The organism is Thalassiella azotivora (assembly GCF_054781695.1).
The window spans coordinates 19,275-32,296 of sequence record NZ_BAAGTX010000001.1 but is presented as its reverse complement, the minus strand read 5'-3'; the positions used below and the strand labels follow the sequence as shown (position 1 = coordinate 32,296).

Genomic DNA, 13,022 nt, shown 5'->3' with positions numbered 1-13,022 from the left:
CGGCGGGGTGACGACGGCGATGGGAGCAGGGGATGGTGGACGACGCGCAGGCCGCGGTCGTCGCGGAGGGCCTGGTCAGGCACTTCGGCGACACCCGTGCCGTGGACGGGATGGACCTGCTGGTGCCCGCGGGCGCCGTGTACGGGGTGCTCGGCCCGAACGGGGCGGGCAAGACGACGGCGCTGCGGGTGCTGGCCACGCTGCTGCCACCCACGGCGGGCACGGCCCGGGTGTTCGGCTACGACGTGGTGTCCCAGGCTGCGGAGGTCCGTAGCCGGGTCAGCATGACGGGGCAGTTCGCGTCGGTGGACGAGGACCTGACCGGGTTCGAGAACCTCGTGCTGCTGTCCAGGCTGTGGGGTTTCTCCCGGCCCGAGGCGCGGACGCGGGCCACCGAGCTGCTCGAGGCGTTCGGCCTCGCCGACGCGGCGGGCCGGCAGGTCAAGAAGTACTCCGGCGGGATGCGCCGGCGGATCGACATCGCCGCGAGCATCGTGGTCACGCCGGACCTCATCTTCCTCGACGAGCCCACCACCGGTCTGGACCCACGCAGCCGCAACCAGGTGTGGGAGATCGTGCGGACCATGGTGGCGGCGGGCACCACGGTGCTGCTGACCACGCAGTACCTCGACGAGGCCGACCAGCTGGCGGACCGGATCGCCGTGGTCGACCACGGCAAGGTCATCGCCGAGGGCACCAGCAGCCAGCTCAAGGCCTCGGTGGGGTCCGGCGCGCTGCACGTGCGGCTGCTCGAGCCGACGGACCGGCCGCGCGCCCAGCAGGTCCTCACCCGCGTGCTCGGCACCGACGTCCGCGCTGAGGCCGACCCGGCGGCGCTGACCGCCCGCGTCCAGGACCCCGAGGTCGTGGGTCACGCGATGACCGAGCTGGCACGCGCGGGCACCCCGGTGGCCACGTTCTCCCTGGGGCAGCCGAGCCTGGACGAGGTGTTCCTCGCCCTGACCGGGCGTCCCGCCGAGCCGAGGGACGAGGCCCCACCGGACGGCGCCGACGAGCCCGTCGGCGTCGCAGGACCCGTGGACGGCGCAGGACCCGTGGACGGCGCGGTGCCCGTCGACGGTGTCGGCACGAGCAGGAGGAGCGCGTCATGACCACCGTCTCACCGACCGACACCGTCACGCCGGACGCCGTGCGCAGCGTCCTGACCGGGGTGCGGCCGCAGCGGCCGGGACCGCTGTCGACGTCCCTGACGTTCTGGTGGCGCGCGATGCTGAAGATCAAGCACGTGCCCGAGCAGCTGTTCGACGTGACCGCGTTCCCGATCATGTTCCTGCTGATGTTCACGTACCTGTTCGGCGGGGCGGTCGCCGGGTCGACCGGCGCCTACCTGCAGGAGGTGCTGCCCGGCATCCTGGTCATGACGGTCACGTGGATCACGATGTACACCGGCCTGACCCTCAACCGGGACATCCAGCGCGGGGTGCACGACCGGTTCAAGTCACTGCCGATCTGGCGACCCGCGACCGTCGTCGGCCCGCTGCTCGCCGACACGGTGCGCTACACGCTGGCGTCCCTCATCATCCTCGGGCTGGGGCTGGTGCTCGGGTTCCGTCCCGACGCCGGGGTGACCGGCGTGGTCGCCGCGCTGGCGCTGCTGCTGGTGTTCGCGTTCAGCCTGTCGTGGATCTGGACGCTCGTCGGGATCGTCGTGCGCACGGACAACGCCGTGTTCGCGATCAGCAACATGGTGATGTTCCCGCTCACGTTCGTCAGCAACGTCTTCGTGCCGATCGAGACGCTGCCGGGCTGGCTGCAGGCGTTCGTCGAGGTCAACCCGATCACGTTCCTCGTGTCGGCGATGCGCGGCCTCGTCCACGGCGGCGAGGTCGCCGGTGACGTCACGACGGTGCTGCTGATGTCCGCTGTCCTGGTGGCGGTGTTCGGCCCGCTGACGATGTGGCGGTACCAGCGCAAGACGTGACGCCGCGCGCCACCAGCGCCACCACCTCCTCGGGGCCGGGTCGCCGTCCGCGGACGACGACCCGGCCGTCGAGCACCACCGAGGACGGCGTCGTCGCCCGCACGGCCTCACGCACCGCCGGCAGCAGACGCAGTCCGCTGCGGCGGGCGGCTCGCGTCACGGCAGGCAGCAGCCACACCCAGTTGCTGCTGTCGACGACGGTGACGTCCACGCCGCCGTGCGCGGTCAGCGCGAGGTAGACGTCGGCCCAGTCCTCGGGTCCACCGCGGTGCCCCCCGTGGTCGCCGGACGTCCGTCCCGTCGTCCCGAGCAGGTCCGCGGGGTCGCCGCTTGCGGCGCAGCAGCCTCCCCCGGCGCCGGGTGAGCGCCACCCTCGGACGAGAACGACCTGCCTCACGGCCGCCGGTCCCCCGCGCCGTCACCCCGCTCGGCCGGCACCGGGCTGTCGACGTCCTCGCCGCGGTGAGCCATGGCCCCGCGCACCGCCATCAGCGCCTCCACGATGAGCCACACGGCGCACACGAAGATGATCACGTCGAGGACCGCGAGGACCCACTGGGACTCGCCGACGAAGTTGTCGAGGTTCACGACGAGGGCCCAGGTGGTCACGAAGAGCACGAACACGAGCGGCACGAGCACCGGCAGCGGGTTGCGGCCCCGCCGCAGCACCCAGATGGCGATGACGGTCAGCGCGAGGCCGGCGGTCAGCTGGTTGGTGGTGCCGAACAGCTGCCACAGCACCCCGAACGTGTACCCGGCCTCCCCGCCACCGGGCAGCAGCGCCAGGACGAGTGGGATCACCACGGCCACCGTCGTCGCCAGCGTCAGGTTGCGCTCCAGCGGCCGGACGCGGGCGATCGCGCCGATCTCCTGGACGACGTACCGCTGCAGCCGCACCCCGGTGTCCATCGTGGTGGCGGCGAAGGAGATGACGACGACCGCAGCGAAGATCGCCGCGAGGTCCAGCGGCACGCCCAGGTTGTTGGCGAACTCGGCGACACCGCCGACGAAGTTGCCCGTCGCCCCGCCGGACGCCGTGGCGAAGTCGGCGTACAGGGCGTCCCAGTCCGCCCGCGTCGCCGCCACGCCTGCGGTCACCGCCAGCACCGAGCACAGCGCCAGGCTGCCCTCCCCGAGGGCACCCATGTAGCCGACGTACCGGGCGTCGGGCTCCTTGTCGATCTGCTTGGACGTGGTGCCCGACGACACCAGGCTGTGGAACCCGGAGATCGCGCCGCAGGCGATGGTGATGAACAGGAACGGCACCATGCTCGGGGAGCCCTCGGGGACCTCGTTGACGACGGGCGCGACGATCTCGTTCAACCCGACGACCAGGCCGAGCAGGATCACGCCGAGCGCGATGAACAGCTGGTGGGAGTTGATGTAGTCCCGCGGCTGGAGCAGCAGCCACACCGGCAGCCGGCTCGCGATCCACGTGTAGACGAACATGATGATCACCCACAGGTTGCGGGGCTGGTCGAAGCCCAGCTCCGTGGCCAGGGGCGTGATGTCGACCGGGTACTGCTGGCCCACCCAGATCAGCGCGTACAGCAGGACGACGCCGACGATCGACGGCACGAGCGCCGACGAGCCCCGCCGGTAGATGTACTGCCCGATGAACATCGCCATCGGGATCTCCACGAAGATCGGGATCACGGCGCCCGGGTTGGCGACGAACAGGTTGCCGATGACGACCGCGAACACGGCGTTCACGAGCGTCAGCAGGAAGAAGATGATGACGAGGAACAGCGCCCGGGCCCGGGTGCTGATCACGTCGTGGGCGATGCTGCCGATGCTGCGGGCCCTGTGCCGCACGGACACCGCGATCGACCCGAAGTCGTGCACGCCGGCGGCGAAGATCGTGCCGAGCACGATCCAGGCGAGCGCCGGGCCCCAGCCCCAGAAGACGGCGATGGCCGGCCCGACGATCGGGGCCGCACCGGCGACCGACGTGAAGTGGTGGCCGAAGACGACGTGCTTGTTCGTCGGCACGTAGTCGACGCCGTCACGCATCGAGTGCGCCGGGGTGACGAAGGCCGGGTCCAGCCCGTACACCTTGGTGGCGAGGTAGCGGGAGTAGCTGAGGTAGCCGACGGCGAAGAGGGCCAGGACGGCGACGGCGACGGCGATGGCGGGCACGAGCACCTCCGGTGGTGGTCCACGCTGACCGGCGCCCAGTCTGTCCCCGGTGACGCCGTTCGCCTAGTAGGTAACCTCCTGTCGTGTCGCAGCACCCGGCCGGCGACCCCGGCGACGACCCCGGCGACGACCTCGGCGTCGGTGGCGTCGAGCAGGCTGGGACCGTGCCGCGGCTGGTCGACGCCTCGTGCCTCGCCGAGCTGGCCTGGGTCGGGCCGGACGGGCCCCGCGCGCTCGCCGTCACGCCGTTGCGACTCGGTGACGACGTCGCCGTCGCGCTGCCGTACGCGTGGGCCGACGGGGTGCGGGCCGCGGCCGCGGCGGGCCGGGTCGTGCTGTCGCTGACCGACCCGCGGATGACGTCGTCCGGGTGGTCGCCCGCGGCGCTGCACGGGTCGGCGCGCCTCGTCGAGGACGTTGACGGGAGCGTGTTCACCGACCAGCTGCTCGACCAGGAGCTGCGCAAGCACCCGCCGTCCCGGGTGCTCGCCGACTCGGCCCTGCTGCGGCGGGAGAACTGGTGGTTCCTCCCGCGGGCCGTCCTCGTCGTGGCCGTGGACGGCGTGCGTCCCCTGCCCGCGCGTCACGACCCCGCCGTCGACGCGGTGCTCGTCACCGGCACCGAGCGCGCGCCCGAGGTGGACGTCGTCCGGCTCCTCGCCCCTGACGCGGACGCGCTGCCGGTGCGCCGCGTCGCGGACGACACGCCACCGACGGGAGCCGGGCCCGTCGGCCTGCTCACCCACACCTGCTCGGTGCCGGATCTGGAGCGGTGGGTCCAGCGGCTGACGTCGGGCACGCTGCACGACGGTGTGGTTGTACCGGACGACGGGCCCCCCGGCCGGCTGCAGCTCCCGGGACCACCGGGGCTGCTGCAGCGCTGGCGTCGCCAGCAGCAGCTCGAGCGCGCCTGCCGCCGCGGCATCGCCGCCGCCGAGGCCGGCCGCCCCTCCTGACCCGGTCCGGCACCCCACCGCACCTTTCCACCAACCTGCGCCCACACGGCGCGTCCTGACCGCACCTTTCCACCAACCTGCGGCTATCGGGGCGGCCTGAACCGCACCTTTCCACCAGACTGCGGTCGGGAGGTGGACGGGCGGGCGCGCCGGTTGCCGGGTCGCGGTGCCGGTGCGACGGTCGAGCGGTGATCGACCTCCTGAGCCGCGCGGCCGGCTCCGTCCTCGGCGGCGTCTTCGGCGCGGCGGCCCGCGTGCGACCGGCGACGAAGCCGCTGCACCCCCGCGGTCACGTGGCCGCCGGCGTCCTCGAGCGCCGTGGCCTGCACCCGCCGGTCGGGGTGCCGTGGCTGGACGAACCGGGCACGGACGCCGTCCTCGTGCGCCGCTCGAAGTCGGCGGGCCTGCCCGGCCACCTGCCCGACGTCCACGGCCTGACGGTGCGCGTCCGGGCAGGCGGGACCCGGCACGGGGACCTGCTGCTCGCCACCACGGGCACCCGGCCCGTGACCCGGCACCTGCTGGTGCCCACGACGTCGGACCGTCGGCCGATGACGACGTTGATGCCGTACCGGACGCCGTCCGGCCCGGTGGTCCTCGCGGCGTTCCCGCACGGGGACGACGCGGGGTACGACCTGGCCGTGGCGACCCTCACCGGGCCGTGGCGGACGTTCGCCTCGCTGGCCGTGGACGACACCCCGGACGCCGACGCGGGCGACGGCCCGGACGTGGACCTGCGTTTCGATCCCGTCGTGCACCCGCTCCCCGGCCTGGGCACCTACGCCTGGGTGAGCCGGCTGCGGGAGCCGGCGTACGCGGCCGCTCGACGGCGCAGCCCGGCCCCCGCGCGGTCAGAGACCCCCGAGGGCCGTCACCAGGGCGAAGGCTCGTAGTCCTTCAGGAAGCAGCCGTACAGGTCCTCGCCCTGCTCGCCGCGCACGATCGGGTCGTACACGCGCGCGGCACCGTCGACGAGGTCCAGCGGCGCGTGGAAGCCCTCCGCGGCCAACCGCACCTTCGTCCAGTGCGGCCGCTCGTCGGTGATCCAGCCGGTGTCGACCGCGGTCATCAGGATGCCGTCGGACAGCATCTCCTCCGCGCTGGTGCGGGTCAGCATGTTCAGCGCCGCCTTCGCCATGTTGGTGTGCGGGTGACCGGGTCCCTTGTACCGGCGGCTGAACTGGCCCTCCATCGCCGACACGTTGACGACGTACGTGCGCCGGTGAGGTGACGCCGCCATCGACGGCCGCAGCCGGCTGACGAGCAGGAACGGCGCCACGGAGTTGCACAGCTGGACCTCGAGCATCTCCACCGGGTCGACCTCGTGGACGACGCGCGTCCAGCTGTTGATCGTGTCGACGTCGGGGATGAGGCCACCCGCGTCGATGCCCCGCTCGAGGGTGCTGACGGTCGCGCCGGGCGCCTGGCCGTACGCCGGGACGGGCGCCGACCGGGCCCGCAGCGCCAGGTCGGTGACGGCGTCCGCCCCGGGCAGGGAGGTCTCCTCGAGCAGGCCGCTCTCCAGGGTGCGGGCCAGCGCGTGCGGGTGGGCGTCGCTGGTCCGGCCGAACGTCACCACCTCCGGGAGCTCCCCGGCGGGCAGCGGCGCGTCCTCGGCGGCCGCGAGGGCGCTGTACGCGCCGGCCGAGCGGCGCACCGTCTGCGCGGCGTTGTTGATCAGGACGTCGAGGGGCCCGGCGGCGGCGACGTCGTCGGCCAGGGCGACGACCTGGGCGGGGTCGCGCAGGTCGATCCCGACGACCTTGAGCCGGTGCATCCAGTCGGCGCTGTCCTCCATCGCGGCGAACCGGCGGACGGCGTCGCGCGGGAAGCGCGTGGTGATCGTCGTGTGCGCGCCGTCGCGCAGCAGCCGCAGGGCGATGTACATCCCGATCTTCGCCCGCCCGCCGGTCAGCAGGGCACGGCGCCCGGTCAGGTCGGTGCGCTGGTCCCGCTTGGCGTGGTGCGTGCGGGCGCAGTCCGGGCACAGCTGGTGGTAGAAGGAGTCGACGACCGTGTAGTGGGTCTTGCACACGTAGCAGGCCTGGGAGCGCTGCAGGACGCCGGCGACGGCGCCTCGAGCGGTGGACACCAGCGGGATGCCCTGGGTCTCGTCGTCGACCCGGCCGGGGGCGCCGGTGGCGGTGGACTCGATGACGGAGCGGTCCGCGCCGGCCAGGGCGGTGCGCTTCGCCGCCCGGCGCCTGACCTTGTACTCCTTGTAGAGGCCGGCCGTGGCGCGACGGACCGTCTGCGCGTCCGGGTGGTCGGGGTGCAGGTCCGGGACCTGGCCGAGAACGCGCAGGCACGCGGCGAGGTCGGCCGGGTCGATGCCGGGGTCCCCGGGCGAGCCGGCGTGGGGCGGGGTGGTGTCGAGCGTGGTGATGGGAGGTCCTCGGTCGGTCACGGCCACGAGGTGGCCGGCGGCAGTGGGCGGGTGGACGCGCGGTCGTCGCGCTCCCGGCACCGGCCCGGGCCCGGTGGGCCCGCCCACCAGGGTACCGGCGCCGGGTCCGTCGCCCGGTCGCCGAGGACGTCGCGGAGGATGGGGCCATGAAGGTCTCCCGCCGGGCCGGCGTCCCCCCGTTCACCGTCATGGGCATCATCGCGGCGGCGAACGCGCGCCGCGCCGCCGGGCAGGACGTGCTCAACCTGTGCGTGGGCGAGCCGTCCGGCGGCGCGCCGGCGGCGGTGCGTGCCCGCGCCCGCGACCTGCTGTCGGACGGCGACCTCGGCTACACGGAGGCGACCGGGGTGCCGGCGCTGCGCCGGGCACTGGCCGGTCACTACCGCGACCGGTACGGCGTGGAGGTCGACCCGCGCCGGGTGGCGGTGACGACCGGTTCGTCGGGTGGTTTCGTGCTCACGTTCCTGGCGGCGTTCGACGCGGGCGACCGGGTGGCGCTCGCCCGCCCGGGGTACCCGGCGTACGCGAACGTGCTGCGGGCGCTGGGCTGCGAGGTCGTCGAGCTGGCGTGCGGGCCGGCGACGCGCTTCCAGCCGACCGCGGCCCTGCTCGAGGAGGCGGGGCCGCTCGACGGCCTGGTCCTGGCGTCCCCGGCGAACCCGACCGGGACGATGGTCGAGGCGCACGAGCTCGAGGCGATCGCCGCGTGGTGCGCCGACCGCGGTGTCCGGCTGGTCAGCGACGAGATCTACCACGGCCTGACGTACGCCTCCGCGCCGCCGACGTCGACGGCTGCGCGCTTCGAGGGCGCCGTCGTGGTCAGCTCGTTCTCGAAGTACTGGGCGATGACGGGCTGGCGGCTGGGGTGGCTGGTGCTGCCGGAGGACCTGGTGCCGGCGGTGGACGCCCTGGCGGGCAACATCGCGCTGTGCCCTCCGGCGATGCCGCAGCACGCGGCCGTGGCGGCGTTCGGCGCGGACGCCCTGGCGGAGGCGGCCGACCGCGTCCACGGGTACGCGGCGACGCGGGCGATGCTGCTGGAGCGGCTGCCCGAGCTCGGGTGGTCGGACGTGGCGCCCGCGGACGGGGCGTTCTACCTGTACGGGGACGTGTCCGCGTCCGGACTGGACTCGGTGACGTGGTGCGAGCGGCTGCTGGACGAGGCGGGGGTGGCCCTGACGCCTGGCGGGGACTTCGACCCGGTGAACGGTCACCGCTTCGTCCGCCTGTCGTTCGCGGCCGACCGGGACGTCGTGTCGCGGGCGGTCGACCGAGTCGTCGCCTGGCAGCGGTCGCTCTGAGCCGCAGCCGCACGGGCACGGGACCTGGTCGGCTCCTGCGACGACGTCGGCGCCGGTGCTGCGCCCGCACCGGAGGGGACGTGTACGGGCCCGGCCGGGGAGGCAGTTCCGGCCGGGCCCGTGGTCCCGTGTGGTGAGCGACGGTCAGCCGGCCGGTCGCTCCCCGAACTCGACGGTGACGTCCCGCTGCTCGCCACCCGTTCCGACGAGCGTGAGGGTCACCTCGGTTCCCGGCTGGCGCTGGCGAACCTGGGCGACGAGCGCCTCGGCGCTGCCGACGGCCTCACCGTCGACGGCGACGATCGCCTCGCCGGCGGTGATGCCCGCCGCCTGGGCCGGGGTGCCGTCGACGACCTCGGCGATCCCGGCCGCCTCACGGCGGGCACCGTCGGCGAGCTCGACGACGCCGTTGTCCAGGCTCACGCCGAGGAAGGCGTGGTCGACGCTGCCGGTGTCGATCAGCTCCTGGGTCACCCACCGCGCCTGGGCCGACGGGATGGCGAAGCTCAGCCCGATGCTGCCGGACGAGGAGGTGGGGGTTGCGCCCAGCGTCGCGATGGAGGAGTTGATGCCGACGAGCCGTCCGGCGCTGTCGACGAGCGCCCCGCCGGAGTTGCCGGGGTTGACGGCGGCGTCGCTCTGGATCGCGTTGGTGACGACGGCGCCGCCCTGCTGGAACGGGCTGGACCCCTGGGCCTGCGTGGTCACCGGCCGGTCCAGCGCGGAGACGATGCCGGTCGTGACCGTGTCGGACAGCCCGAGCGGGTTCCCGACCGCCATCACCGGCTGCCCGACGGCGAGGGACTCGGAGTCGCCCCACTCCAGCGGGCGCAGGTCGTCGGGCGCCTCGTCCAGCACGAGGACGGCGAGGTCGGTGGACGGGTCGGTCCCCACGACCTCCGCGGCGAAGACGCGTCCGTCGCTGAGGGTCACCTGCACCTGACCGCCACCGGCGGCGGGAGCGACGACGTGGTGGTTGGTCACGACGTGCCCCTCGCTGTCGATGACGACACCGGAGCCCTCACCGGCGCCGGTGGCGCCACGGACGCCGATGCTGACGACGCTGCGGGAGACGACGTCGGCGACCTCCTGCCACGTCGCCCCGTCAGCGAGCTGCGGGGCGGGCGCGAGGTCGGCGTCGCCGGCGGCTGCGCCGTCCTCGCTCGTCGCGACGGGGCCGCTCCCGGTGGCGGGGTCGTCGTCGAGGGCGAGGATCGTCCCGGCGGTGCCGCCGGCAGCCAGGACGGCGGCCAGGCCCGCCGCGGCGAACGTGCCCGCCCAGCCCGGACCGCGACGGCGGCCCGACGGGGTGGTCGAGGGCGGCGGGGGCGGGGACGACGGACCGCCGCTCTGCGGGGCAGGAGCGGGCGGCGCGCCGGCCTGCGAACCGGGAGCCTGGCCGTGCGGGGGCGGTGCCCACGGTCCCGCGGGGGCGTGGGCGGGCCACGACGGCTGGTTCCCGGCGGCGGGGCGGCCGTACGCCTGGGGGGGCCGCTGAGCGTGGTCGTCGTGCGTCACCCTCCGAGTCTGCGTAGAGTCCGGGCCGGGCGCAGGTGCAGCACCGGCCGTCGGGGCTGCGGTGGGGGTGGTCGCTGACGTCGCCGGCCACGTGTGGTTCGGCTGCGGCTGGGTGTTGGTGCTCACGTCCTGGGTTCCTCTCGTCGGCGTGGAACCCAGTGAAGCGAGCCGTTCTCCGCCGGGGCTGGGTGCTCCCTGGGAGGTTCCTGGGAAGCGAGAGCCGGGCGCGGGAGGCGAGCCCGCGGCGTCAGTCGTCGGCGTCGAGCCAGTCGTACGCGTCCAGGCGCCACAGGGTGCGCTGGACCCACCAGCGCATGCGGGTGGGCAGGGCGTAGGACCCGAGGGCCTTGACCGCGGCGGTCAGCTCGGCGTCGTCGTCGGTGGTGAGCAGGTCGGTGAGCTGGTCGCGGACCCGGGAGCGGGCCGGGTCGGTGGTCGTGCGGTTGACGTCGGCGATCGTCCGCCAGGGGTCCTGCAGGTCCTGGTCGAACCACGCGCCGAACCAGTGGCACAGGTCGGGGAACCGCTCCCGCACCGTCTGGTCGAGGGTGGTCTCGGGGTAGGCGTTCCGTACGAACGGCGCGCCCGTCTCGGGGTGGCGGGCCATCACCACCGTGACCGCGGTCGCGGGCTGGGTCGGGGTGTCCTTGGCGTACTGAATCCGCCCGACCTCCCTGCCCAGGTCGGCGTAGTAGTGCTGACGGGAGCACCCACCGGGATCAGCGGCCCAGGTGCGAAACGCGTCCTCGTTCGCGCGCAGCACCTCGGTCACCGCTGCGTTCGCGGTGGCCTCGTCGGTGAACCGCGATGCCCTCGGCAGACGCAGACCCTCTCGCTCCCGGACGTCGGTAGGGGCAGGCAGCGTGACCCGTCCGTCGCGGGCGTCGACGATGAGCTGCCGCTGGGTGCGCAGCCAGCCGACCATGCTGGGGCCGTCCGGTGGCGTCCACTCCTCGAAGACGTGCTGGCAGACGGCTCTGGCCCTGGCCTCGTCGTCAGCAACGTCCTCCAGCAGCCGGTCGAGGTCGGCGAGCTCGGCCGCGAGGTCCTTGCCGATCGCCAGCTTGTGGGAGATCGCGTCGTCCACGAGGAGCTGCGGATCGAGCGCGGGCTCGATGTAGATGGTCACGAAGTCGGCGAGTAGCTGGTACAGCTTCGGATACGTTTGGGCGAAGTGCTCCACTAGGGAGTCCTTTCGGGGTAGGCGGTCACGATGAACGGTTGTCCCGAGGCATCTCGACGCAGGATCACGATGACCCGATCTGGTGCCACGGGGATGCGGTCAGGGTCGCTGGCGCGGATGACCCGTCCCGCCTCCCCGACGTCGTACCGCACGTTCAAGACGAGCTTGGGCTCACCACTGGTGACGAAGTCCCGCAGCTTGTCCTCGTTGGCCCGCAGCACATCCGTCACCACGCGCTGAGCGGACTCGAGGTGGGTGAAGGCCGATGCGCGAGGGGGCCTGTGTCCGCGGGTGCCGTCGTCGAGCAGGGTGCCGTGGTCGAGGCGGTCGTTGAGGTAGTCGTCGTCGACCTCCACGTGCCGGCGGATCACGTGCCCCAGGTCGTGGTGCTCGTGGCGGGACAGGTCCACCCCGGCCAGCATCTCGTCCACCGACTGCACCCGCGGCAACGGCGCCGACCGGTCCGCCATGTTCCGTGCGAACCGCTCCCGCGCGTCCGGAACGGCAAGGTCCTTGACGACCCTGCCCAGCCCGACCGTGGCCGCCAGCGTCCCGGCACCCTCACCCCACTGCTCCTGCCGGAACGACGGGCCCCCGACCGCCTCGTCCACGGTCGCGACCGGGTCGGCTACCGACTCCCACGCCGCCCCGGGCACCGACGACACCAGCGACCACCACCCCGCCGGGTCCTGCACCACCCCACCGGTCAGCGCCCACCCCGCCTCGGCCGTCTCCACCACCCCCAGGCGCCACCACGTCTCCCCCGCCACCCGCACGTGCCCCGCCGCCGACCGCGGCGTGAACCGCACCGCCTCGGACACCGACCGCGCCACCGCCGACAGGCGGTACACGGCGTCCCGGTACTCGGCCACTGCCCGGCCCAGCTCACCGCGGGCGTCGTCCAGCTCCCGCTGCTGCCCCGACACGTCGTCACCGAACCCAGCGGCGGCAACCTTCGACTCGGCGACCTCCGCCCGCTGCGACGCCGCCCGCGCCCGCCGCGAGCACGCCTCAACGACCGGCAGGTACTCCTCCACCGCGCCCGCGAACCGAGAGCACAGGTCCTCCAGCTCCCCCAACCGACCCGACAGCTCACCCCGACCCGCCAGGTACCCGTCCGACGCCCGACCCGACCATGACCCCGCCACCGCGGCGTCCAACCGCACCCGCCCCTCGGCCGCCGACCCCGCCGCCGACCGCAACCGCACCCCCACCCCATGACCCGCCCCGCCGTCCACCCCCGCCACCAGCAACGGCAGGTCGACCGCCCCCGTGGTGGTGCTCACTGCGGCTCCAGGAGGTCGACGCGCTGGTAGCGCCTCGCGGCCAGCCGCAGGGCGGCCACGGTGGCGTCGGCACCGACCTGCGCCTGCCGGGCGGCGTACGCGAGGTCCTCGAGGGCCACCTCGACGGCGCTGCGCAGCTCCTCGTCGAGGCACCACCCGGCACCGGAGCACGCCGTCAGCCGCTCGGCAGCCTGCCCGGCGAGGGACCGGACGGTCGTCACCTCGTCCGCGACGGCGAGCAGCTCGGTGGGGTCGACCGCGTAACGCACGCGGAGAACCTACGGGGACCG

11 protein-coding genes are annotated in these 13,022 nt (G+C 73.9%); 5 read left to right on the top strand and 6 right to left on the bottom strand.

Going from position 1 to position 13,022, the window contains the following annotated elements:
* Positions 1–32: 32 nt before the first annotated feature.
* Together ACYVQV_RS00145 and ACYVQV_RS00140 are read left to right on the top strand one after the other, a co-directional pair.
* Entirely contained in the window at positions 33–1,112 is a 1,080-nt protein-coding gene (locus tag ACYVQV_RS00145) for an ATP-binding cassette domain-containing protein (RefSeq protein WP_461021228.1), read from the top strand.
* Positions 1,109–1,942 carry an ABC transporter permease gene (locus ACYVQV_RS00140; RefSeq protein WP_461021227.1) on the top strand — a complete coding sequence of 278 codons (834 nt, stop codon included), beginning with the start codon at positions 1,109–1,111 and terminating at the stop codon, positions 1,940–1,942. The genes ACYVQV_RS00145 and ACYVQV_RS00140 overlap by 4 nt, the downstream gene beginning before the upstream one ends.
* Positions 1,943–2,335: 393 nt before the next feature.
* Here ACYVQV_RS00140 and ACYVQV_RS00135 read toward each other — a convergent pair whose 3' ends face one another.
* Entirely contained in the window at positions 2,336–4,081 is a 1,746-nt protein-coding gene (locus ACYVQV_RS00135) for a carbon starvation CstA family protein (protein WP_461021226.1), read from the bottom strand.
* Positions 4,082–4,164: 83 nt separating this feature from the next.
* Between ACYVQV_RS00135 and ACYVQV_RS00130 the strand changes: the two genes are divergently transcribed.
* Both ACYVQV_RS00130 and ACYVQV_RS00125 read left to right on the top strand, forming a co-directional pair.
* Complete coding sequence (locus ACYVQV_RS00130) at positions 4,165–5,037, top strand: pyridoxamine 5'-phosphate oxidase family protein (protein ID WP_461021225.1); 873 nt, start codon at positions 4,165–4,167, stop codon at positions 5,035–5,037.
* A 188-nt stretch (positions 5,038–5,225) separates the two neighbouring features.
* Positions 5,226–5,930, top strand: coding sequence for a hypothetical protein (locus ACYVQV_RS00125; protein ID WP_461021224.1), 705 nt, complete (start codon positions 5,226–5,228; stop codon positions 5,928–5,930).
* On the opposite strand, the gene ACYVQV_RS00120 is transcribed toward ACYVQV_RS00125, so the two are convergent.
* Positions 5,909–7,423: an SDR family NAD(P)-dependent oxidoreductase gene (locus ACYVQV_RS00120; protein WP_461021491.1), complete on the bottom strand. Its 1,515-nt coding sequence runs from the start codon at positions 7,421–7,423 to the stop codon at positions 5,909–5,911. The genes ACYVQV_RS00125 and ACYVQV_RS00120 overlap by 22 nt on opposite strands.
* 167 nt (positions 7,424–7,590) lie before the next feature.
* On the opposite strand from ACYVQV_RS00120, the gene ACYVQV_RS00115 reads away from it, so the two are divergent.
* Entirely contained in the window at positions 7,591–8,745 is a 1,155-nt protein-coding gene (locus tag ACYVQV_RS00115; protein ID WP_461021223.1) for a pyridoxal phosphate-dependent aminotransferase, read from the top strand.
* A 144-nt stretch (positions 8,746–8,889) separates the two neighbouring features.
* On the opposite strand, the gene ACYVQV_RS00110 is transcribed toward ACYVQV_RS00115, so the two are convergent.
* The 4 genes from ACYVQV_RS00110 to ACYVQV_RS00095 form a co-directional block, all read right to left on the bottom strand.
* The gene (locus tag ACYVQV_RS00110) at positions 8,890–10,263 is read right to left on the bottom strand and encodes a S1C family serine protease (protein WP_461021222.1); all 1,374 of its coding nucleotides are present in this window, start codon (positions 10,261–10,263) and stop codon (positions 8,890–8,892) included.
* A 247-nt stretch (positions 10,264–10,510) separates the two neighbouring features.
* Complete coding sequence (locus tag ACYVQV_RS00105) at positions 10,511–11,446, bottom strand: RNase A-like domain-containing protein (RefSeq protein ID WP_461021221.1); 936 nt, start codon at positions 11,444–11,446, stop codon at positions 10,511–10,513.
* Complete coding sequence (locus tag ACYVQV_RS00100) at positions 11,446–12,732, bottom strand: RNase A-like domain-containing protein (RefSeq protein ID WP_461021220.1); 1,287 nt, start codon at positions 12,730–12,732, stop codon at positions 11,446–11,448. The genes ACYVQV_RS00105 and ACYVQV_RS00100 overlap by 1 nt, the downstream gene beginning before the upstream one ends.
* Positions 12,729–13,001, bottom strand: coding sequence for a hypothetical protein (locus tag ACYVQV_RS00095; protein WP_461021219.1), 273 nt, complete (start codon positions 12,999–13,001; stop codon positions 12,729–12,731). The genes ACYVQV_RS00100 and ACYVQV_RS00095 overlap by 4 nt, the downstream gene beginning before the upstream one ends.
* Positions 13,002–13,022: the final 21 nt, after the last annotated feature.

Bases quoted from the DNA above. Each gene is read 5' to 3' on its own strand.
- ACYVQV_RS00145 (WP_461021228.1), top strand. From the start codon at position 33: ATGGTGGACGACGCGCAGGCCGCGGTCGTCGCGGAGGGCCTGGTCAGG.
- ACYVQV_RS00140 (WP_461021227.1), top strand. From the start codon at position 1,109: ATGACCACCGTCTCACCGACCGACACCGTCACGCCGGACGCCGTGCGC.
- ACYVQV_RS00115 (WP_461021223.1), top strand. From the start codon at position 7,591: ATGAAGGTCTCCCGCCGGGCCGGCGTCCCCCCGTTCACCGTCATGGGC.